The following is a 22,294-nucleotide window of genomic DNA, read 5'->3' on the forward strand; positions in this document are numbered from 1 at the left end:
CCGCCCGGTCCACGTCCGCCTCCGCGTCGAGCAGGTCCCGCACCCAGCGCGCCCAGGTCACCAGCATGGTCAGTCCCAGCACCGCGTCCCCCTCAGCCGGTCCCTCACCTCACCTCCCAGAGAACGCCGGGGGCGCGACGGCGGTTCCACTCGGGGGGCGTCAACCCTCGGCGAGGGGCGCGGAGTTCACCGGCGCGCGCCGTTCGGCGGGGCCGGTGGGGGCCGCGGGACCGGCGGGATCGGCGGGCCGGCCGCCGCGGCGCAGCCACAGCGCGGCGCCCGCGAGCAGCACGGCGGCGCCGAGCAGCCAGCGCGCCGGGCCCGCGGGCAGGAGCCCGGCGATCAGCCCGGTGACGGCGCCGATCAGCTGCAGCGCGAGGGACTGGACGGACAGCGCGGTGGCCCGGGACTCGCTCGGCACCCGCCGGTGCAGCAGGTCGTTCTCGCTGGGGCCCGCGGCGCCAAGCCCCAGATAGACGAGCCCGTAGCCGACCGCGGCGAGGAGCAGCGGGGCCGGGCCCGTCGCCGCCGCGGTGACCGCGAGCAGCAGCAGTCCCACCCCCGCGCCGCCCAGGCAGAGCAGCACGGCGCGCTCCCCGCCCCCGGTGAGGCGGGCGACGCGCGGCGCGAGATGGCTGCCGAGGCCCGAGCAGAGGAATCCGGCGCAGGCGAGCGCGGCGAACACCACCGCGCCCGACTCGGGGGCCCCGGTCAGCTCCGCCGCCCGCCCCGGGGTGAGGAGTTCCACGGTGACCAGGGCGGCGCCCGCCGCGCCCGCGCTGAGCAGCACGCGGCGCACCAGCGCGTCGCGGCCGCCCAGGCGCAGCCCGGCGACGACGGTGGCGGGGACGCCGCGCAGCACGTCGCGCAGCGTGGCGCGGGGGCGGGGCGGCTCGGGCAGCGCGGTCAGGACGTACCCGATGAAGACGAGCTCGACGAGGACCCCGAGGAGCGCGGGGACGGACAGCGGGAGCACGAGCCCCGAGGTGGCCTCGTCCAGGCGGGCGCCGAGGTCGGGGCCGAGCCCGAGGAGCCAGGGCAGCGCCCCGCCGACGAGGGTCCCGGCGGCGAGCGCGACGGCGGTCGCGGTGGAGCCGCGCGCCAGGCCGGTGCGCAGCTCGGCGTCGGCGCCGGAGCTCGCGTGCACCGTGTCGACGTACCAGGCCTCGGCGGGGCCGCTGGACAGGGCGCGGCCCGCGCCCTTGAGCGCCATGGCGAGGGCGAGCACCCAGGCGGTGGTGCCGAGCGCGTGCAGGGCGAGGGCCACCAGGTCGAGGACGCCCGCGGCGACGAGGACGGCCCGGCGCCCGATGACGTCCGAGAGGCCTCCGGTGGGCAGTTCGAGCAGGGCGGCGGTCAGTGAGTGCGCGGCGACGCACGCGGCGACGGCCGCGAGGGCGAGGCCCCGCTCGGTCATCAGGGACACCATGGGGGCGATGGCGAGGCCGAGCGGAAGCCAGAACAGGGCGCAGACGACGGCGTAGCGGCGCCGCGCGGTGCGGGGGTCGAGGGCGCGGGTCTCGGGGGTGGGGGTCTCGGAGGTGGGGGTCACGAGGACTTCCAGGTGACGGGCCCACGGCCGGGGCCGGACGCTTCGCCCGCGCCCGGCTCCGGCCGTGCGGCGGCGGCGCTGCCGCCGGCCTCAGGGCCCGCGTCGGCTCCGGGCCCGGCCTCGTCCGCGTCGAGGCCACCGCCACCGCCACCGCCGACGCCGACGCCACCGCCAGGCTCCGTCGAGGCCACGGAGCCGCCGACGCCGGGCTCCGTCTCCCCCGGGTAGGCCGCCACCGGCAGCGTCGCCAGGGCCACCACCACCTGCTCCGCGCGGGGTTCCTCGGCGTCGCGCGCGGTCAGCTCGGCCAGCTTCCCCTCGAAGGCCTGCCACAGCTCGGTGAGCGACTCGGAGGTCAGGCGCGGCATCAGGTCCGTGATCCCGGCGTGCTCGCGCCACTCGGGGCCGAGCCGCTCGGCGGCCAGGTCCCGCTCGGACCGCGCCAGGGACGCGCCGATGTGGTCGAGCTGGAGCCGCACGATGCGGCTCATGAAGGCGCGGCCCGCGGGCGAGGCGTCCATCGCCGCGTTGTCCCAGCCGGTGACCGCGTGCACCGGCTGCCAGCGACGCTCGCGCCCGTCGCGGTGCTCGGCCTCCGTCACGAAGCCGTACTTCGCGAGGACCCGCAGGTGGTAGCTGGTGGAGGCGGACGACTCACCGGCCCTGGCGGCCAGCTCGCTCGCGGTGGCGGGCCCGTCGGCGCGCAGCATGCCGAGCATCCTGATGCGCAGCGGGTGGGTGAGGGCCTTGAGGGCGGCGGCGTCCCCCTCGGGGTCGAGGACGCGACGGCCGGACCCCTGACTCGGTGTTTCTTCTCCCATGACGGGAGCGTAGGCCGCGGAGAGCACTTTCCCAAATAGTTTTTGCAGAATTTCTTTGGGAAAGTGGACGGAGGGAGAGGAGGCCGCGCGCAGAGCCACGGCGAGCCATGAAGGGCCACGCAGAGCCACACAGGGCCACGAGGAGCCACACGGTGAAGCACACGAACGCGGCCGGTTCCCGATGGGCGGCCCGGTGGCGTCAGGGACGCGAACGCCCCGCACCACGGGAGGGTGCGGGGCGCGCGGGGCCGGTCAGTCGATGCCCGGCAGGATGTGCGGCTCCGCGAGGTCGTCCTCGTAGCCCGCGAGTCTGATCGGGGCCGCCTTGGCCCAGGCCTCCAGGCCGCGGAGCTGCTGTGGACGTCCGCCGCGCTCGCCGCCGCGCTCGGCGGGCCGCTGCTCCTGCTTCGTCGGATCTGGTGTCACCGCGCACTCCTCTGTGTCGCGTAACGGAAGAACGGGTCTGCACTGTCTTCGCGGTCGCGGTGGCGCCGGTTCCGGGCGGGATCGCGGCCGTGGTGGCGAGCCTGTCCCTGGGCGGCCGCGAGGCGGTGGTGGGTACCCCGTAGTCGTCCGTGCACCCCAGGTTAACCAAATGAGCGCGAGTCTGCTCGATAGCGCTGGAGCAAGGGGTCGATTCCGGACATGCCTTATTCGCAGACGTCTGCGCCGAAACGCAGACGTCTGTACGAGGAGCGAACAGGTCTGCCCCGTGTGGGCCCGCGCGTGCGGGCCCGGCTCACCACTTGCCGGGCGCGTAGTCCTTCAGGAAGACGCCGTACAGGTCCTCGCCCGCCTCGCCGCGCACGATCGGGTCGTAGACGCGGGCCGCGCCGTCGACCAGGTCGAGCGGGGCGTGGAAGCCCTCCTCGGCCAGGCGCAGCTTGTCGAAGTGCGGGCGCTCGTCGGTGATCCAGCCCGTGTCGACGGACGTCATGAGGATGCCGTCGCTCTGGAACATCTCCTGGCCGCTGGTGCGCGTGACCATGTTCATCGCGGCCTTCGCGGCGTTCGTGTTCGGGTGCCCCGCGCCCTTGTAGCCACGGCCGAAGACGCCCTCCATCGCGGAGACGTTGACGACGTAGGCCCGCCCGCTGGACGCCTTCCTCGCGGCCTCGGCCATCAGCGGCCGCAGATGGCTGATCAGGATGAACGGCGCCGTGTAGTTGCACAGCTGGGTCTCGAGCAGCTCCACCGGGGAGATCTGCTCGATGGTCTGCACCCAGGTGTTGGACTCCACGACGTCCGGCACCAGGCCGCCCGCGTCGATGGCGCTGCCGTCGCGGTGCCGCTCGACGCTGGCGTTGCCCGCGACCAGGGCGAGGTCGGCGACCTGCTGCGCGTCCAGGCCGCTGACGCCGACGGGCAGCGCGGTGAGGCCGTCCACGGCGCCGGAGTTGAAGGCGCCGATCACCTGGTGGGCGGGCAGCTCCCCGGCGGGCAGCGGCGCGCTCTCGCCCTCGACGAGGGCGGCGTAGGCGGCGGGCAGACGGCGCACGGTCTGCGTCGCGTTGTTGATCAGGATGTCCAGCGGGCCGCGCTCGGCGACCTGCTCCGCGAGGCTCACCGCCTGCGCGGGGTCGCGCAGGTCGATGCCGACGACCTCCAGGCGGTGCAGCCAGTCCGCCGAGTCCTCCATGGCCTTGAAGCGGCGGATGGCGTCCTTGGGGAACCGGGTGGTGATCGTGGTGTGGGCACCGTCACGCAGCAGGCGCAGCGCGATGTACATGCCGATCTTGGCGCGCCCGCCGGTCAGCAGCGCGCGCTTGCCGTGGAGGTCGCTGCGCGCGTCGCGCTTGGCGCGGTTCAGCAGGGCGCACTCGGGACAGAGCTGGTGGTAGAAGTAGTCGACCTCGACGTAGCGGCTCTTGCAGGTGTAGCAGGAGCGCGGGCGCTGGAGTATCCCCGCCACCTTGCCCTCCTCGGTGACCGACGACGGCAGGATGCCCTCCGTCTCGTCGTCGATGCGCTGCGCCGAGCCGGTGGCGGTGGCCTCGGTGACGGCCTTGTCGTGCGCGGTCTTGGCGGCCCTGCGCTCCTGGCGGCGGCGCTGCTTCACGGTGCGGTAGATCCCGGCCGTGGCCCGGCGCACGGTGATCGCGTCGGGGTGGTCGACGTCGAGCTGGTCGAGCTCGTCGAGGACGCTGAGGCAGACGGCGAGGCGCTCGGGGTCGATGCCCGGGCCGTACTCCGCCCCGTCCTCGGACGCCGCCCCGGAGAGCGCCTCGCGCACCTCCTGGGACACCGCGTCGGACACCGCTTCGGACACCGCTTCGGAAACGGCCGCGGCGACGGCGTCGGCGCCCTGCTGCTGGCTCTCGTCTGTGACCGTCATCGCCGCTGTCGTTCCTCATCGCACTCGTGCCGCGGCCCGCCCGGAATGGACCGCGGAAGCTCCAAAAGCGGAACTTTACGTAGCACGGGTGCCCCGCATCAAACTCGTTCGGTCGTCACGGGCGGCCACCGGGCCCGCGAGCTCCGCGCACAGGCGGCCTACAGGGCGGTCCGGGCGGCGGTCCGGGCGGGGCAGCGCGCACCACGCCTCACACCGGCACGCGCTGCCCCTTGCCGAGCGCGATCACTCCGCCCGGCGAGACGGTGTACAGCTCCGCGTCGCGCTCGGGGTTCACGCCGATCGTGGCGCCGGGCGGGACGTCCACATTCTTGTCGAGGACCGCGCCGCGCACGACGGCGCCCCGGCCGACGCGCACGTTGTCGTGCAGGACCGACCCCTGCACCACGGCGCCCTCCGCGACCGTCACACCGGGCGAGAGCACCGACCGCGTGACCTGGCCGCGGATGACGCAGCCGGGGCTGACGACGGACTCGCCCGCGATGCCGCCCGCGCAGAACCTGGCGGGCGGCAGCTGCCCGGAGAAGGTGTAGATGGGCCAGCGGCGGTTGTCCAGGTTGAACACGGGCTGCTCGGAGATCAGGTCCAGGTGTGCCTCGTAGTACGCGTCGAGGGTGCCGACATCGCGCCAGTAGCCGTGGTCCCGCGCGGTCTCGCCGGGCACGTGGTTGTCGTCGAAGTCGTACACCTGGGCCAGGCCGCGCTCGGTGAGCATCGGCAGGATGGAGCCGCCCATGTCGTGCGCGGACGAGTCGTCCTCGGCGTCCCGCTGGAGGGCGTCGACGAGCGCCTTGGTGGTGAAGACGTAGTTGCCCATCGAGGCGTACACCCGGTCCGGGGCGCCGGGCAGCCCGGGCGGGTCCGTGGGCTTCTCCAGGAAGCGCTCCACGCGGGTGCCGTCGCGCGCCGGGGTGATGATCCCGAACTGCGCGGCGTCCGCGCGCGGCACGCGGATCCCGGCGACGGTGACGCCCGCCCCGGACTCGATGTGCTGGCGCAGCATCTGCCGCGGGTCCATGCGGTAGACGTGGTCGGCACCGAACACCGCGATGTGGTCGGGCTGCTCGTCGTGGACGAGGTTCAGGGACTGCAGGATCGCGTCGGCGCTGCCGAGGTACCAGCGCGGCCCGAGGCGCTGCTGGGCGGGGACGGGAGTGACGTAGTTGCCGAGCAGGCCCGACATGCGCCAGGTGGTGGACACGTGCCGGTCCAGGGAGTGCGACTTGTACTGCGTGAGGACGCAGATGCGCAGGACGTCGCCGTTGACGAGGTTCGAGAGGACGAAGTCCACGAGGCGGTAGGTGCCGCCGAAGGTCACCGCCGGTTTCGCGCGGTCGGCGGTGAGCGGCATCAGCCGCTTGCCCGCGCCGCCCGCGAGGACGATTCCAAGGACCGAAGGCCCGCCGCGCATCGCCGCCCCCTTCACCGGCCCCGCGGGGCCGCGGGGCCTTGTGGTCGCTCCTGTCCGGACTTCAGCAGTTCCCCGTGGGGACTCGGGCAGTCCTCACGCGGGCTTGAGCAGTTCCTCGTACACCTCGGCCGTACGCCGTGCCACCACGTCCCAGCCGAAGGAGCGCTCCGCGCGGTGGCGGCCCGCGGCGCCCATCGCCGCGGCCCGCCGCGGATCGGTGGCCAGGCGGTTCAGGAGCACGCCCAGGTCGTGCTCGAAACGTTCCTCCTGGTACGCGTCGTACGGCACGAGCAGACCGGTCGTGCCGTCCGCGACGACCTCGGGGATGCCGCCGACGCGCGAGGCGACGACGGCGGTGCCGCAGGCCATCGCCTCCAGGTTGACGATGCCGAGCGGCTCGTACACCGAAGGGCACACGAACACGGCGGCGTGGCTGAGGAGCTGCACGACCTCCGGGCGCGGCAGCATGCGCGGAATCCAGTGGACGCCGTCGCGGGCGCGGCTCAGCTCCGCGAAGAGGGTACGGAACTCCCGGTCGATCTCGGGGGTGTCGGGGGCGCCCGCGCACAGCACCAGCTGGACGCCGCGCTCCAGGTTCCGGGCGGCGCGCAGCAGGTGGGGCACGCCCTTCTGGCGCGTGATGCGGCCGACGAAGAGCACGTACGGGCGGCCGGGGTCGACCCCGAGGCGGCGCAGGGCGCTGGTGCCCGGGTCCGGCCGGTACAGCGCGGTGTCGATGCCGTTGTGCACGACGCGCACCCGCGCCGGGTCGACCGCCGGGTAGCAGGTGAGGATGTCGTCGCGCATGGCGCCCGAGACGGCGATGACGGCGTCGGCGGCCTCCACGGCGGTGCGCTCCGCCCAGCTCGACACCGCGTACCCGCCGCCCAGTTGCTCGGCCTTCCAGGGGCGCAGCGGCTCCAAGGAGTGCGAGGTGACCACGTGCGGGACGCCGTGCAGGAGCTTGCCGACGTGGCCCGCGAGGTTGGCGTACCAGGTGTGGCTGTGCACCAGGTCGCGGCCCTTGAGCGCGGCGGCCATGGACAGGTCGACGGACAGGGTGCGCAGCGCGTCGTTGGCGGTGTCCAGGCGGCTCCAGGCCCGGTGGCGGGCCGCGTCGCCCGTCCCGTCGGCGCTCTCGCCCCAGCAGTGGACGTCGAGGTCGACAAGCGCGCGCAGCTCCCGCGCGAGGAACTCGACGTGGACGCCCGCGCCGCCGTACACGTCCGGCGGGTACTCGCGGGTGAGCAGTCCCACTTTCACGAGCGGAGCCCCCCGTCGTCGGCCGGCCCCCTCATGGTCACTCAGGGGGCGTCCGGTGGGAAGACCGCTGCGGCGGCCGGTCGAAACAGCAGTCGCCGCACAGCCCGCCGCCCGGACAGCGGTAGTACAGGCAGCAGCTGCGGCGCCGGAAGGCGGTGCCGCGCAGGGTGCCGGTGCCCCGCAGGTCCGGGTGGGCGAACAGCTCGGCGGCGAGCGCGAGCGCCCGCTGGCCCACCTCGGGGCGGTGCTCGCGCTCCGCCCACGCGTGCAGTTCGCGGGCCGCGCCCGCGAGGGCCGAGCCCGCGTTGCCGCGCAGCAGCGCCGGGGAGATCCGGTAGCGGGCGCGCAGGGCGGCGGCGAGGGGCGTGAGGTGGCCGTCCCGGACGACCGCGAGGACGCGGCCGGCGTCGGCGGGGAAGGTGGCGTCGCCGCTCAGCCACAGGTCGTCGGGCGAGGTCCCGTCGGCGTCCCAGCGCAGCTTGCGCGGGTCGAGGTCGGGCACGCGGCCGCAGAGCGCGGCGGGGCCGAGCGCGAGGGACCACAGGCGGGCGGCGAGGCCGAGGTGGGCGATGGACGCGGCGACGCGCGGCTCGGGCGCGGCGAGGCGGGCGGCGACCTTGGCGACGCGGAAGGACAGCGGGTCGCGATCCGGGGCCGCGCGGCTAGAATCGTACACATGCGCGAGAAGTGCCGGGGATCCGTTCCTCGGCTCCTCCGTCCGCAGGGCGAAGAAGCCGCCGACCGATCCGACCGTGTCCCAGGCGATGGCAGAGCTGTGAGCAGTCACCGCCGCAGTACAGCAGACGGCCCTGACCTCGCCGGTCACCAGACCTGGGGAGGACATGGGGCAGGTCCTACTCCATCGGGAGTAGGACGGATTGACTGCTCAGGGACGACGACGCGGCGCGCCGCGCGCGACATCGTGGTGAACATGGAAGCCGACCGCACGCCGCCCCGGACGGACCGGGACCACACGCACCGGGACCACCGGCCGTGCCCCTCCTCGCGGAGCGCCTCATGAGTGCCCTCGCGCTGTCCGTCCTGCTCTCCCTGGTCTCCGCCGTGGCGTACGCGGGCGGCGCGATCCTCCAGGAGCGCGTGGCGGCGACGGCGGCGCGGCACGAGTACGCGCCGCTGCGCCGCGGCGTCTGGTGGGTCGCCGTCGTCCTGAACGGCCTCGGCGGGCTCCTGCACGTCGTGGCCCTTGCCTACGGCCCGCTGAGCCTGGTGCAGCCGCTCGGCGCCCTGACGATCGTGTTCGCGCTGCCGATGGCGGCGGTCTTCGTGCGCCGCCGGGCCGGTGCCACCGCCTGGCGCGGCGCCCTGATGGCGACCGTGGGCCTCGCGGGCATGCTGTCGCTGACGCGGGCCACCACGTCGCAGTCCCTGGCCGACGCCGAGCGGGTCGTGCTCGCGCTCGGCACGGGCGGCGCGGTGGTCGCCCTGATGCTGCTCGCGCACGCCGCGCACCGGCACCCGGCCGTGCGCAGCGTGCTCCTCGCGACGGCGGCGGGCATCGCCTTCGGCATCTCCTCGGTGTTCACCAAGACCGTCGCGGTGGACTGGGACGCCCACGAACCGCTGACCCGGCAGGTGCCGAGCCTCGCGGTGATCGCCGTGCTCGCGGTGAGCGGCCTGCTGCTCTCGCAGGCCTCCTACCGGGGCGCGGGCCTCGCGGCGCCGCTGTCCACGGTGACGGTCGTGAACCCGGTGATCGCCGCCGCGGTCGGGCTCACCCTGTTCGGAGAATCCTTCCGCTACGGCACCACGGGCATGGCCGTGGCGCTGGCGTGCGGCGTCGTCGCCGCGGGCGGTCTGATCCTGCTGACGACGGAGCGCATCGGCGCGGAGGCCGCGCGGGAGCGCGCCGCGCTGCCCGACCCCACCGACTCCAGTGCCGCCGCCGACGCGACCGGCGCGGCCGTCCTGACCGATACCGCCGACACCGGTGACGCCGCTGACGCCGCTGACCTCACCGGCCCCAGAGGCACCGAACGGGACACCGAAGCCCCCGAGGTCACGTCGGCCCCCGCCGCGCCCGTGGCCCGCTCCGCCGACACGGCCCCGGTGGCCGAGCCGCGCACGGCGGCCCACGACGAGCGGCCCGCGGCCGACGCGGGCCGCTACGGCCGCCCGGGCCCGGGCGGCGAGCGGTCCCTGCCGGAGCAGCCGCTGCTGCCCGAGACGCTCGCCGGGGTGCCGTTCCAGCCCGCGGCGAAGGCGTTCCCCCGCGCGGGCACCGCCGGAGCGGCACGCGCCTGACGGCACGTGTCACTTCCGTACCGCACGGCACTCGCGGGCTGCCGCGTCACCGCGCGGAAGCCCGCACCGCGCGATGCGCGCGGCCGCCCGCCCCGCGGACGGGCGGCCGCCGCCCGGTGTCAGATGCGGACGCCGCGCGCCCGCAGATACGCGAGCGGGTCGATGTCCGAACCGAAGCCGGGGCCCGTGCGGATCTCGAAGTGCAGGTGCGGGCCCGTGCTGTTGCCCGTCGAACCGGAGCGGCCGATGCGCTGCCCGGGGACGACCTTCTGGCCCGACTTCACGCTGAGCGCGGACATGTGGGCGTACTGCGAGTACCTGCCGTCGGTGTGCCGGATGACGACCTGGTAGCCGTACGAGCCGCCCCAGCCCGACTGGACGACCGTGCCCGCGACGACGGCCTTCACGGACGTGCCCGTGGGCACGGGGAAGTCGACGCCCGTGTGATAGCCCTTCGACCAGGAGCCGCCCGAGGCGCGGTAGGGCGTGCCGATGGACCCGGCGACGGGCAGGGTGGCGCCCGACTGCGCGCGCTCTGGCGCCTTGGCCCGCTGCTGCCCCGCCGGTGCCGCCTCCCGCTTCGGCGCCGGCCTGGCCTGCTTGCGCTCCTGGGGCCCCGCTGGCTTGGTCTGGGGGTGGCTGCGCTTCTTGTCCTGCGCGCGCTCCTGCTCGCGCGCCACCGGGCGCTTGTCGTCGCGTTCCTTGCTCTGCTGCGGCTGCCTGCGCTCGGGCGGGCGCGCGGGCTCCTTCAGCCTGCCGTCCGCGCCGCGCAGCGACAGGCGCTGGCCGGGCGTGATGTAGTCCGGGTCGGCGCCGATGGCGCGGCGGTTGGTCTCGTACAGCTGCGGCCAGCCTCCCTTGACGCGGCGCTCGTCGGCGATCCCGGAGAGGGTGTCGCCGCGCACGACCGTGTACATGCGGGCGGCGCCCGCCGTGGACTGGGGCGTCACTTCCGGCTTGACGTCCTTGACCGTGCGCTGGGGCACCCGCGGGGCGGTGCGCCCGCCGTCGGTCTTCGCGTCGTTCGCCGTCTCCTTGCGCGTCTCGGGCGCCGAGGCGGGCTTGATGTCGGGGGTGTCGCCGCCCCGGGTGAGGCCCGCGCGCACCGAGCACACCGGCCAGGCGCCGGGGCCCTGGCCGTCGAGGACCTTCTCGGCGACGGCGATCTGCTGGTCCTTGGTGGCGAGGTCGGCGCGCGGCGCGTAGGCCCTGCCGCTGTAGGCCTCCCAGGTGGACTGGGTGAACTGCAGACCGCCGTAGAAGCCGTTGCCGGTGTTGATGCTCCAGTTGTTGGTGGACTCGCACGCGGCGACCTTGTTCCAGGTGTCGACGTCGGCGGCGTGCCCCGTGCCCGCGGTGATCAGGGGCAGGGCCATGCCGGCGCCGCCCGCTGTCACGGTCAGCGAGGCGCGGTTGATCCGGCTCGGCTGGTACCGGCGATGCCGGCCTCGTAAGGCCATGAAAGCCCCCTCAGACACGCGTGGTTCGCAAGGTCACACTTCAGCCACAGGACAAGGCCGCAAGCTAGCCGGTCGGCCATGTGTGTGACAAGAGCACGGCGCTGAGGGGGCTTTGAACAGGTCAGTTCCTCAAATGCCCCGGAAGCCACCGGAGTTGCACATCCTGCCAGAACGGTCCACCGCCCTCGTGGTCGTTGAAGCGGTACACCTCCATCGACCGCTCGTCGCCCGCGTAGGCGTTGTAGGCGGCGAACACCGTGGACGGCGGGCACGTCTCGTCCTCGAGGGCGGCCGAGAACAGCGCGGGCGCCCGGCCGCGCGCCGCGAAGTGCACGCCGTCGAAGTACGACAGCGTCCGGAAAACCCGCTCCTCGCTGCCACGCCGCGCGCTCAGGTACAGGCCGATCTCCCGGTACGGATGCCGGGAGGTGAGCGTCGCCGCGCGCGGGAAGTCGCACAGGAAGGGCACATTGGGGCTGATCGCGGCGAGGTCGGGGACGAGGCCGCCGACGGCGAGCGTGATGCCGCCGCCCTGGCTGTCGCCGATCGCCGCCACCCGCGCGGCGTCGACCAGGGGGTGACAGCGGACGGCTTCGACGGCCCGCACGGCGTCGGTGAAGACGCGGCGGTAGAAGTAGTCGTGCGGGTCCTCGACGCCCCGGGTCACGAAGCCCGGGTAGGCCGGGCCGACGCCCGCCGGGTCGGGGGTTTCGCCCACCGAGCCGCCGCTGCCCTGGCCCCGGGTGTCCATGACGAAGTGCGCGAATCCGGCGGCCGACCACAGCAGCCGCTCGTGCGGCAGGCCGCGGCCGCCGCCGTAGCCGATGTACTCCACCACGGCCGGAAGCGGTCGCTCCGCCCCCGCCGGGAGCAGCAGCCAGCCCTTGACCGGGTGTCCGCCGAATCCCGCGAACGTCACGTCGAAGACCTCGACCGAGGCCAGCGGCACGTCGACGCGCTCGAACCGCGCGTCCAGGGCGTGTTCCCGCGCGGCGGCGAGGGTCTTCTTCCAGAAGGCGTCGAAGTCCTCGGGCTCGGCCAACGCGGGTCGATAGCGGCGCAGTTCCTCGAGCGGCAGGTCGAAATGGGGCACGGACAGCTCCTCCTTCGGACGCGATGTCACAGGTCACGGTACGCGGCGGGGTTTCGGCGGCGACCAGCCGCGTTCCCCCAGTACAGGGACCCCGCCCCCCTAGCACACGGGCCCGACGCCCGGCCGTGGCCCACGGCGGGACCGGGCCCCTGCCGCCCGGAGGGAAGCGCGGGCCGCGTATGGGGTTCGCAAAGGCCTTGCCAGGGTGGCACCGGGCACGGAAAGCTTCTGACCTGCTGCTTTATGGGGTTCAAACGAGTCGTGGTGCCTATCACGACCTAAATGGCGCCATGAATGGCTCGCCATGGCGCCACATGTGTGCCATGATGGAGCCACGCAAGCGGGGCTTTCGACCAACACCGCGAAGTTCAGGACCGGAACCCACCGGGACAGACCGGAACAGACTTAAAGGAGCACCAGCCATGTCCGTCACCCTTACCGAGAAGGACAAGAACACCCTGCGGATCGCCGCCTACGGCGCCGTGCACCTGGTGACCGTCGCCGCCAGCACCGGCAACAGGCCGGGCCGGACCGCGGGCGAAGGCTCCCTCGCCCTGTACTCCGCGACCGGCCTGGTCGGGCACGTGCTCACCGAGTACCCCAAGGACCTGGACCACGGCGGCAGTTCCGTGGCCGAGGTCGCCGACCGCGTACTGCCGTCCCTGACGACGGCCATGAGCCTGCTCAAGGAGCTGGACGCCGCGGAGGCCGACAACTTCCGCAGCACCGTCCTCGTCGCCATCGAGACGGCCACCCGCAGCCACAAGAAGACCCCCAGCCCCGTCCTCGCCGACATCACCCGCAAGATCACCGCGGCTCTCGACGCCGCGTGACCGCCGGGGCCGGACCGCCCGCCGGGCGTTCTGGCCCCGCCGTCGCAGGGGGCCGCGCCCCTTCCCCCGCTGTTTTCCCGCGGTGCCGTCTCCCCGCGGTGTCGGCCCTTCGAGGCTCGCCCCTCAAGCGCCGGACAGGCCCTTCCTGGCCCGTCCGGCGCTTTGTGGTGCACCGGCTCAGGGGCCCCGGCCGCGGTGTCACCCGCTCAGGACCCGGTCGCGATGTCAGCCGCTCAAGGGCCCCGGTCGCGATGTCACCCGCTCAGGGGCTCCGGCGTCGGATCGGGCTCCGGCACCGGGTCCGGGCCCGGCGGCTTCGGCACCGGGGACGGCGGGGGCTCCGGCACGGGCACCGGATCGGGGACCGGTCGCGGCGGTGGGCCGGGGTCCGGCAGCGGCCCCGGCGTGGGGTCGGGGTTCGGTCCTGGCGTCGGGCCGGGCGGGACTGGGGCGGGGGCGGGGACCGGGTGGGTCATCTGTTCCTCCCGTAGTGCTGAAGAAGGCCGTTTCCACTGTCTCCCGCCTCGCGTGCCCCTGCCCGCCGGGTCCACGCCACGGCTCAGCCGGCCGTCCGCCGGAGCCGCACGACCGGGATGTCCCGCTCGGTCTTGGTGCGGTACTCCTCGTACAGCGGGAACACCTCGAGCAGGTGGGGCCAGACCCGGGCCTTGTCCCCGGCCGACAGGGTCTCTGCGCGGGCGGTGAAGCGCTCGGCGCCCACGCGCAGCCGGACCTCGGGCTCGTCCACCAGATTCACGTACCACAGCGGGTGGTCGGCGGCGCCGCCGTTGGACGCCACTATCAGGTAGTCGTCGCCGTCCCGGCCGTAGATGAGCACGGTGCGCCGCCACAGGCCGCTGCGACGGCCCTTGTAGTCCAGGAGAAGACAGGGCGCGCCCTGCACGGTGGCGCCCTTGGCTCCGCCCGACTCCTCGTACAACCTGGCCTGTTCGGCAACCCAGCCGGTCGGGCTGATCACGGCTTCGTCGTGTGAGGTCATGAGGGCAACCTTAGGTTCGCGGCCCGGCGAGCGCCTCAACCCGTGGAGGGAGCTCCCGCCTCAACCCGTGGGAGTACGCGCGTCCCCCTCGCCGCACAACCCGGCCGCGGCGGCGAGGCCGGTGCGCGGGCTGGCGAGCACCGGGATTGACACCTCGGCGAGCGCGGCGGCGTCCGCCATCGAGGCCTGCGCGAGCACCACGGCGTCCACGCCCGGCGCGATCCGCTCCACGGCCCGCGCGACCAGGCGGAGATACCCCTGCCGGTCCCCGGCCTCGAACCGCTCCCAGGCGCCGTCCACGACCACGGTGCGCGGGTCGATGGGGCGCCCGGCCTCCTCTTCGAGCAGGGCGAGCGTCGGCTCCAGGGTGCTGGGGACCGCGGCGACGACCGCGACCGCCGAGCCCGTGCCGACGGCGGCCGCCGCCATGGGCCGGTCCACGCGCAGCACCGGAACGCCGACGGCCGCCGCCCGGGACTCCGCGACGCCGCCGAGCGTCGAGCACGTGCACAGCACGGCGCCCGCGCCCGCAGCCACGGCGTTCTCCAGGGCCCTCTGGACGTCGTCCGCGACGGCCTCGGGTCCCCGCGCCCGGGCCCGCGCCAGCAGGTCCTCGTGGACGTGGTGGGCGAGCGCGAGCCCCGGGTGGTGCGCGTCGCGCAGCGCGTCGAACACCGGGACGTGGACGGGCGAGGTGTGCAGCAGCGCCAGCGTCACCATGCCGACGGGTCCTCCTCGACCTTGGCGAGGGCCGCCCGCACCAGCTCCGCGGCGGGCGCGGGGGCAAGCTCCGGGTGGCGCTCCGCCCACCTGGCGACGTACGGGCACAGCGGGACGACGGCGCGGTCCTCGCGCGCGGCAAGGGCGTACAGCTCCGTGGCGAGGGCGCCCGCGATGCCGCGGCCCTCGTGGGCGGGCGGCACCTCGGTGTGCAGGGGCACGAGCGCGGGCCGCGGCTCCGTCAGCGTGACGTACACGATCCGCCCGACGACCCGGCCGTCCTCCTCGGCGAGCAGCAGCCCGTGCGCCCGGTCGTCACGGATTCCGTAGGGCCGCGCGGGGCCCGTCGTGTCGCTCATCGCCGCTCCTCGCCGCGCCCGCGCGCGGTGTCGCCTCAGGGGCGCGCGACCGCCTGCGGGGAGCGCGCCATGTCGTCGGCGCCCGGCACCGGCGCGGAGGCGTCGGCGCCGAGGGCCACGACGCGGTTGCCCTCGTCGACGTGCACCACCCGCGGCCGCAGCGCGCGGGCCTCGGCGTCGTTGACCTGGGCGTAGCTGATGACGATGACCTTATCCCCGGGGTGCACGAGGTGCGCGGCCGCTCCGTTGATGCCGATGACGCCGCTGCCGCGCTCGCCCTCGATGGTGTACGTCTCCAGGCGGGCGCCGTTGGTGATGTCGACGATGTGCACGAGCTCCCCCGGCAGCAGGTCGGCGGCGTCGAGGAGGTCGGCGTCGATGGTGACGGACCCGACGTAGTGCAGGTCGGCCTGGGTCACCGTGGCCCGGTGGATTTTTGACTTGAACATGGTGCGCAGCATTCGGAGCACTCCTAGAACTCGGCTCCCTGCCTGCGTTGATGCAGGTCAAGGGCTGCCATGCACCTTACAGCCCGCGCGCTTTCCCGGGGGGCCGCCGACGGTGGCCCGGACGGACGGCGCGTGGGCGGGGACACAGGTCCCCGCCCGCGCGCCCGTGCCGCCAAGGGCCGCGGCGTCCTCGCTTACAGGACCGCGCCGTCCTTCGTCCTCCTGCGCAGCGTCGGCCTGCTGGACTGGGCGAGGTCCTTCCACATGTCCGACAGACCGGCGATGGTGCGCGCCGCGAACAGCGTGCGGATCGACACCTCCTGCTTCAGCTCCGTGCGGATCACGCTGACCAGCCTGATCGCCCGCAGCGAGTTGCCGCCGAGGTCGAAGAAGTCCTGGTCGATGCCGACCCGGTCCAGTTCGAGCACGTCGGCGAAGGCCGCGGCCAGGATCCGCTCGGTGTCGTTGCGCGGCGCCCGATAGGACCCGTCGTCGAACGTGGGCTCGGGCAGCGCCGCCCGGTCCAGGCGCCCGTCGGCCCCCAGCGGCAGCCGCTCGAGGACGGTGAACACCGACGGCACCATGGCCTCCGGCAGCCGTCCGGCGGCGTACCGGCGCAGGTCCTCCGCGGACAGCGTCTGGGCGCCCGCCGGGACCACATAGGCGACGAGGCGCTGCTGTCCGGAGTCGTCCTTCCTGGCGACGGCGACGGAGCGCGCGAGCCCTGGGTACTCGGACAGCGCCTCCTCGACCTCGGCGAGTTCGACCCGGAAGCCCCGCACGTCCGCCTGGGCGTCGGCCCGGCCCACGTACTCCAGGCGGCCTTCGGCGCCCCACCGCACCCGGTCCCCGGTGCGGAGCATGAGTCCGCCCGCCGGGCCGAAGGGGCAGGGCACGAACCGCTCCGCGGTCGGTCCTGGCCGCCCGGCGTAGCCGCGCGCCACGCCGGGCCCGGCCACGTACAGCTCCCCGGCGACGCCCACGGGCACCGGCGTGAGGCCCGGGCCGAGGACGTAGAGGGAGGTGTGGTCCAGGGGGTGGCCGACCGCGCCCGGGTGGGCTGCCTCGTCCGCCGCCAGGCGGTTCGCCGCGGCGAACACGGCGGTCTCCGCCGGGCCGTGGGCGTTGACGACGGTCAGGCCGGGGCAGGCCTCCCGGACCCGTCGCACGGCGACGGCCGACACGCGGTCCCCTCCGGTCCACACCTCGCTGAGCCCGGCGAGCCGCTCGGGGCGGTCCGCCGCGACCGCGGAGAACTGGCCCGCGGGCAGCCACACCGTGGCGACGCCGTGCGCCGCGCGCAGGTCGGCGAGGGCGTCGACGTCCAGTTCCCCGGCGTCAGCCACGACCACGCGGCCGCCGTTGAGGAGCGGCACCCACACTTCGAGGGCGAGCGCGTCGGAGGTGTGCGGCGCGTGCCACAGGACGGTGCCGCGGCCGCCCTCGCGCCAGTGGCGGTCCAGGACGAACCGCTCCATGTTGCGGTGCGTGACGGCGACCCCGGTGGTCGCGCCGTTCGCTCCGGAGCCGTACACCACGGCCACCAGGTCGTCCTGGTGCGGCGGGGCCACGGTCTGGCGCACCGCGTCGCCGTCTTCGGCGGCGTCCCCCGCGAGGGCGGCGAACACCAGCGCGGGAACGTCCAGATCCGCGGCGAGCGCGTCGGCGGTGGTCGCGTCGGTGAGCAGGGCGCGCACCGAGGCGTCGCCGACCACCGCCTTGATCCGCTCGACCGGGAACGCCGGGTCGACGGGCAGGTAGGCCCCGCCCGCCTTCGCCACCCCCAGGAGGGCGACGACCAGGTCCACCGAGCGGGGCAGCGCCACCGCCACCACGGTCTCGGGTCCGGCCTGGCGGCGGCGCAGCGCGTCGGCCAGGCGGCTGGAGCGCTCGTCGAGGTCCCGGTAGGAGACCGTCGTGTCGCCGGACACCAGCGCGACGGCGTCGGGGGTCTTCTCGGCCTGGCGGGCGAACAGCTGGGGCACCGTCAGGCCCGGCAGGGGCGCGTCCGTGCCGTTCGGCGCCGCGAGGACCTGGTCCCGCTCGTCGCCGCTCACCACGTCGAGGGCGCCGACGGGGCGCTCGTCGGCGGCCACCGCGGCGCGGACGAACGCGATCAGCTCCGCGCCGATGAAGCTCAGCTCCTCGCGGGAGTACAGGCCCGCGGGGGCGTCGAGGCGGACGTACAGGTCGCTGTCGGGGCTGCCGTCGGTGCAGACGCCGATGGCCAGTTCGTCGAAGGCGCCGGTCGTGGCGGGGAAGTAGCGCGCCGGGTGGTCGCCGAAGTGGAGCTGCTCCACGAACTCGACGACGTTCATGACGGCGCCGAAGCTGCCGCGCCCGGCCAGGACGGCGCCGCTCGCGCGCTGGATGTCGGAGTAGTGGCAGGCGGTGTGCCCGAAGACCTCGTACGTCTCGTCCACGACCGCGTCGGCGATGTCGGCGAAGGTCGAGGAGAGCGGCACGTTCACGCGCATCGGCACCACGTTGACCGCGAGTCCGGGCGTCTTGGCCGCCACCCCGACGCGGTTGCCCACGGCCAGCGAGAGGAGGAACTCCGGCTGGTCGCAGCGGTGCCGGAAGAACACCGCTGCGGCGGCGGTCAGCATGGACGACATCCATACGCCGAGGGACTGCGCGGCCTCGGTCCAGGCGGCCGCCTCCGCGCGCGGGACGGTCAGCGTCCGGCTCACCATGCCGATGGCACCGGCCACCTCCGACCAGCGGTCGGCGCCGCTCGTCGGCTCGGCGAGCGTGGCGCGCAGCGCGTCGGGCAGGGCGACGCGCGGCACCTGGGCGGGCGCGGGCGCGTCCTTCAGGTAGTCGCGCCAGAACTCCGTGTCCTCGGTGAACTGGTCGGAGGCCAGATACTCCGTCGCCTCGGTCGCGAACGACTCGGCGTCCCAGGGGTCCGCAAGCTCCGGCACCTCGGTGCCCCGCGCCAGCGCCGTGTACACCTCGGCGAGGCGCCGCGAAAGGAGGCCGCCCGCGCCGAAGCCGTCGGATATGAGGTGGTGGTAGGCGAGCACCACGAGGAAGCGGTCCGCGGCGAGCTTCACCACACCGAGCCGGAACAGCAGGTCGCGCTCCAGGTCGAAGCGCTGGCGCACCGTGTCGGACAGCGCGTCGCGCGCCGCCTGCTCGGGGTCGGCCTCGGCGCTGAGGTCCAGGAAGAACGGCCGCCAGTCGCCCAACTCCCGGACCGTGAGCCGCAGCCCGCTGCCGTCGTCGGCGAAGTTCACGCGCAGTACTTCCGCCTCGCCCATCACACGCAGAAACGCGGATTCCATGACCGCCGTATCGAGCTCGCCGGCCACCTCCCACATCGTCATCGCGTGGTTCAGCGTGTCGGGAGCCATTTCCTGCGCCAGCCACAACCCTTTATGCGCAGCCGACGCACCGAACGAACGCACAATGATCAACCCCTCGAAAACAGTTCAGTAAGCCGGAGGAATGCACAAAACGCCTCCACCCTCACGGACGTGGATCAGCCGGTCAAGCCAATGCTGTGCCCTGGCGGGACACGCCGCTGGGAAGCGCGCGTGTCCCGCCGACAGGACAGCCGTCCGGCGCGGAAGAACCTCCGGACACCATCAGATCACCGTCAGGCGCGCTGGGGCAGCGCGGTCATGATGTGCCCGGCGATCTGCCGCGGCGACGGGTGCTTCAGCGCCAGGTTCGCCCTCAGTTTGAGCCCCGTCGACGCGGCCAGGCGCTTGCTCAGGTCCACCGAGAGGAGCGAGTCGAACCCGATCTCCTTGAACTCCTGGTCGGGGTTGATGTTCTCGCTGGAGGGGTGCCCAAGCACGACGGCGACCTTCTCCAGGACGTGCTCGAGCACCAGGGCCCGCGCGTCGTCTTCGGCGAGCGCGGCGACCCGCTCCGACAGGGGGACGGCCTGCTCCTCGTCCGCGGGCACCGCCGTCGCGGGCACCTCGGCCGCCACCGCCGTCCGCGCGGAGTTCAGCCAGTACCGCTGCCGCTGGAACGCGTACGTCGGCAGGTCGACGCGCGGCCGCTCGCCGAGGAGGGCCGACCAGTCCACCGATCCGCCCTGGACGTGCAGCTGGGCCAGCGAGCCGAGCACGGCCTCCACCTCGCCGCGGTCGCGGCGGGACGAGGCGAGGACCACGGCGTCGTCGACGTCCTCGACGATCTCCTGCACCGGCACGGTCAGGACAGGGTGCGGGCTCATCTCGATGAAAACCCGGAATCCGTCCCGCTCCAATCGCCGGACGGAGGTTTCGAAGAGAACCTTCTCCCGCAGATTGTTGTACCAGTATTCGCCGTTCAGCTCCGCGGTGTCGATCGTCTTTCCGTACAGCGTCGAGTAGAAAGGAAGGTTCGACGATGTGGGGCTCACGTCGGACAGCTGGCCGATCACCTCGTCGCGGACCCGGGTCACCTGGTGTGAATGCGAGGCGTAATCGACTGAAATTCGCCGGGCCTGGGCGCCCTCGGCCTTCATCTTCTCGACGAATTCATCGAGCGCGTCCGGTTCCCCGGACACCACCACGGAGCGGGGCCCGTTCACCACGGCGACGCTCACCCGGTCGCTCCACGGGGCCAGCAGTTCCTCCACGACCTCCGCGGACTCCACGACCGACGCCATCCCGCCGTGGCCGATCAGGCTCACCAGGGCCTTGCTGCGCAGCGCCACGACCTTGGCGGCGTCGCGCAGCGAAAGGGCGCCGCAGACGTGGGCGGCGGCGATCTCGCCCTGGCTGTGGCCCACCACCGCGGCCGGTTCCACACCCCAGGACCGCCACAGGGCGGCCATGGACACCATCACGGAGAACAGCGCGGGCTGCACCACGTCCACCCGGTCCAGGGTGGGCGCGCCCGCCACGCCGCGCACGACGTCGAGCAGCGACCAGTCGACCCACTCCGAAAGCGCGGCCGCGCACGCGTCGAGGCTGCGGGCGAAGACCGGGAAGGCGTCGTACAGCTGCCGTCCCATGCCGACCCACTGCGAGCCCTGTCCGGGGAACATGAACGCGACGCCACCGAGGGCGCCCGCGGTGCCGCGCACCACCGCGGCGGACTCCGCGCCGTTGCTCAACGACGCGAGGCCGCTCAGGAGTTCGCCGCGGCCGCGCCCCAGGACCACGGCGCGGTGCTCGAACCGCGACCGGCTCGAAAGGAGCGACGCGCCGATGGCGGCGACGTCCGCGCCGTCGCGGGCGGCGACGAAGTCGCGCAGCTTGCCCGCCTGGCGCTCGACGGCCGCGGCGCTCTTGCCCGAGACCACCCACGGCACGAGGCCGCCGGGAACCTCCGGGGCCGCCTCCGGCTCGTCCGCGTGCTCCCGCGGGACCTCCTCCTCCAGGATCACGTGCGCGTTGGTGCCGCTGACGCCGAACGAGGAGACCCCGGCGCGCCGCGGGCCCTCAGGCCGCGGCCACTCCCGCCCCTCCATAAGGAGTTCGACCGCGCCGGACGACCAGTCCACGTGCCGCGACGGCGTGTCCACGTGCAGGGTCTTCGGCAGGAAGCCGTTGCGCATGGCCATCACCATCTTGATGACCCCGGCGACCCCGGCGGCGGCCTGCGCGTGGCCGATGTTCGACTTCATGGACCCCAGCCAGAGCGGCCTGCCCTCGGCCCGGTCCGCTCCGTACGTCGCGAGGAGGGCGCCCGCCTCGATGGGGTCGCCAAGGACGGTGCCGGTGCCGTGGGCCTCGACCGCGTCCACCTCGGACGGGGCGACGCCCGCGTTCGCGAGCGCCTGCTGGATGACCTTCTCCTGGGCGCGGCCGTTGGGGGCGGTGAGCCCGTTGCTTGCCCCGTCCTGGTTGACCGCGGTGCCGCGCACGACGGCGAGGACCGGGTGGCCGTTGCGGCGGGCGTCGGAGAGCCGCTCCAGGAGCAGCACGCCCACGCCCTCGGCCCAGCCGGTGCCGTCCGCGCCGTCCGCGAAGGACTTGCAGCGGCCGTCGGCGGCCAGGCCGCCCTGCCGGGAGAACTCCACGAAGAGCGCGGTCGACGACATCACGAGCGCGCCGCTCGCGAGCGCCAGCGAGCACTCGCCCGCGCGCAGCGACTGCACCGCCAGGTGCAGGGCCACAAGGGACGACGAGCACGCCGTGTCCACGGACACCGTCGGTCCCGTCAGGCCCAGTTCGTACGCCACCCGCCCGGACGCGACGCTCAGGGCGCTGCCGTGCAGCAGATAGCCCTCCAGGTCGTTCTTGCTCGCCTCCAGGAAGCGCGAGCCGTACTCGGAGGAGCTCACCCCGGTGAACACGCCGACGTCGGTGCCGCGCAGGCTCGCGGGCACGATGCCCGCCCGCTCGAAGACCTCCCACGACGTCTGCAGGAGCAGCCGCTGCTGCGGGTCGATGGCGAGCGCCTCGCGCGGGCTGATGCCGAAGAAGTCGGCGTCGAAGTCGGCCACGTCCGCGAGGAATCCCCCGTGCCGGACGTACGAGCTGCCGAGTTTGTCGGGGTCCGGGTCGTACACGTCCTGCCACCCCCGGTCCGCCGGGAACTCGTCCACGGCGTCGACGCCGCCGCGGACCATGTCCCACAGGTCCTCGGGCGACGACACGCCTCCCGGGTAGCGGCACGCCATGGACACCACGGCGATCGGCTCCACGCGGGCGGCCTTCAGGGCGTCGTTCTCCTGCCGGAGGCGGTCGCGCTCCTCCAGCAGTGTGCGGAGCGCCCGCTGGACCCGGTCCGCGCCGTCCGCTGTGCGATCCGCGGAACTGTTCAT

Annotated in this window: 17 protein-coding genes; 2 read left to right on the top strand and 15 right to left on the bottom strand. The window is 74.1% G+C overall.

Translation table 11 applies throughout. The annotated features are described in order from the left end of the window. Positions 1-160 precede the first annotated feature (160 nt). The 7 genes from AC07A4_RS22930 to AC07A4_RS22960 all read right to left on the bottom strand — a co-directional run bounded on the left by AC07A4_RS22930 (position 161) and on the right by AC07A4_RS22960 (position 8,244). Positions 161-1,552, bottom strand: coding sequence for an MFS transporter (locus tag AC07A4_RS22930; protein WP_478601569.1), 1,392 nt, complete (start codon positions 1,550-1,552; stop codon positions 161-163). Next, the gene (locus tag AC07A4_RS22935; RefSeq protein ID WP_478601571.1) at positions 1,549-2,373 is read right to left on the bottom strand and encodes an ArsR/SmtB family transcription factor; all 825 of its coding nucleotides are present in this window, start codon (positions 2,371-2,373) and stop codon (positions 1,549-1,551) included. The genes AC07A4_RS22930 and AC07A4_RS22935 overlap by 4 nt, the downstream gene beginning before the upstream one ends. A 252-nt stretch (positions 2,374-2,625) precedes the next feature. Further along, positions 2,626-2,799 (bottom strand): hypothetical protein, encoded by a 174-nt coding sequence (locus AC07A4_RS22940; protein WP_478601573.1) that lies wholly within the window; start codon positions 2,797-2,799, stop codon positions 2,626-2,628. Between the two features lie 313 nt (positions 2,800-3,112). Beyond that, complete coding sequence (locus AC07A4_RS22945; RefSeq protein ID WP_478601575.1) at positions 3,113-4,708, bottom strand: SDR family NAD(P)-dependent oxidoreductase; 1,596 nt, start codon at positions 4,706-4,708, stop codon at positions 3,113-3,115. A gap of 208 nt (positions 4,709-4,916) precedes the next feature. Then, positions 4,917-6,137: a glucose-1-phosphate adenylyltransferase gene (glgC, locus tag AC07A4_RS22950; RefSeq protein WP_478601577.1), complete on the bottom strand. Its 1,221-nt coding sequence runs from the start codon at positions 6,135-6,137 to the stop codon at positions 4,917-4,919. 93 nt (positions 6,138-6,230) lie between these two features. Continuing rightward, entirely contained in the window at positions 6,231-7,400 is a 1,170-nt protein-coding gene (gene glgA, locus AC07A4_RS22955) for a glycogen synthase (protein WP_478601579.1), read from the bottom strand. 37 nt (positions 7,401-7,437) lie between these two features. Continuing rightward, on the bottom strand, positions 7,438-8,244 hold the full coding sequence (locus AC07A4_RS22960; RefSeq protein ID WP_478601581.1) for a (2Fe-2S)-binding protein: 807 nt from the start codon (positions 8,242-8,244) through the stop codon (positions 7,438-7,440). 173 nt (positions 8,245-8,417) lie between these two features. On the opposite strand from AC07A4_RS22960, the gene AC07A4_RS22965 reads away from it, so the two are divergent. After that, a complete protein-coding gene (locus AC07A4_RS22965) occupies positions 8,418-9,662 on the top strand; it encodes a DMT family transporter (RefSeq protein ID WP_478601583.1) in 1,245 nt (414 codons plus the stop codon). A gap of 119 nt (positions 9,663-9,781) precedes the next feature. Here the strand turns inward: AC07A4_RS22965 and AC07A4_RS22970 are convergent, their stop codons facing one another. Together AC07A4_RS22970 and AC07A4_RS22975 are read right to left on the bottom strand one after the other, a co-directional pair. After that, positions 9,782-11,122, bottom strand: coding sequence for a transglycosylase family protein (locus AC07A4_RS22970; protein ID WP_478601585.1), 1,341 nt, complete (start codon positions 11,120-11,122; stop codon positions 9,782-9,784). 121 nt (positions 11,123-11,243) lie between these two features. Next, positions 11,244-12,215, bottom strand: coding sequence for an acetylxylan esterase (locus AC07A4_RS22975; protein ID WP_478601587.1), 972 nt, complete (start codon positions 12,213-12,215; stop codon positions 11,244-11,246). A 422-nt stretch (positions 12,216-12,637) separates the two neighbouring features. On the opposite strand from AC07A4_RS22975, the gene AC07A4_RS22980 reads away from it, so the two are divergent. Next, positions 12,638-13,048, top strand: a complete 411-nt coding sequence (locus AC07A4_RS22980; protein WP_478601589.1) for a hypothetical protein — start codon at positions 12,638-12,640, stop codon at positions 13,046-13,048. A 559-nt stretch (positions 13,049-13,607) separates the two neighbouring features. Here AC07A4_RS22980 and AC07A4_RS22985 read toward each other — a convergent pair. The 6 genes from AC07A4_RS22985 to AC07A4_RS23010 all read right to left on the bottom strand — a co-directional run bounded on the left by AC07A4_RS22985 (position 13,608) and on the right by AC07A4_RS23010 (position 22,294). Further along, complete coding sequence (locus tag AC07A4_RS22985; RefSeq protein ID WP_478601591.1) at positions 13,608-14,048, bottom strand: nitroreductase family deazaflavin-dependent oxidoreductase; 441 nt, start codon at positions 14,046-14,048, stop codon at positions 13,608-13,610. Between the two features lie 60 nt (positions 14,049-14,108). Further along, entirely contained in the window at positions 14,109-14,768 is a 660-nt protein-coding gene (locus AC07A4_RS22990) for an aspartate/glutamate racemase family protein (protein ID WP_478601593.1), read from the bottom strand. Continuing rightward, complete coding sequence (locus AC07A4_RS22995) at positions 14,762-15,127, bottom strand: GNAT family N-acetyltransferase (RefSeq protein WP_478601595.1); 366 nt, start codon at positions 15,125-15,127, stop codon at positions 14,762-14,764. Before AC07A4_RS22995 ends, AC07A4_RS22990 begins: the two co-directional genes overlap by 7 nt. Positions 15,128-15,162: 35 nt before the next feature. Beyond that, positions 15,163-15,588 (bottom strand): aspartate 1-decarboxylase, encoded by a 426-nt coding sequence (panD, locus tag AC07A4_RS23000; protein WP_478601597.1) that lies wholly within the window; start codon positions 15,586-15,588, stop codon positions 15,163-15,165. 182 nt (positions 15,589-15,770) lie between these two features. Continuing rightward, a complete protein-coding gene (locus tag AC07A4_RS23005) occupies positions 15,771-18,935 on the bottom strand; it encodes a non-ribosomal peptide synthetase (RefSeq protein WP_478601599.1) in 3,165 nt (1,054 codons plus the stop codon). Positions 18,936-19,180: 245 nt separating this feature from the next. Beyond that, a complete protein-coding gene (locus AC07A4_RS23010; protein ID WP_478601601.1) occupies positions 19,181-22,294 on the bottom strand; it encodes a type I polyketide synthase in 3,114 nt (1,037 codons plus the stop codon).

It is taken from the genome of Streptomyces sp. NPDC043996 (genome assembly GCF_056435225.1).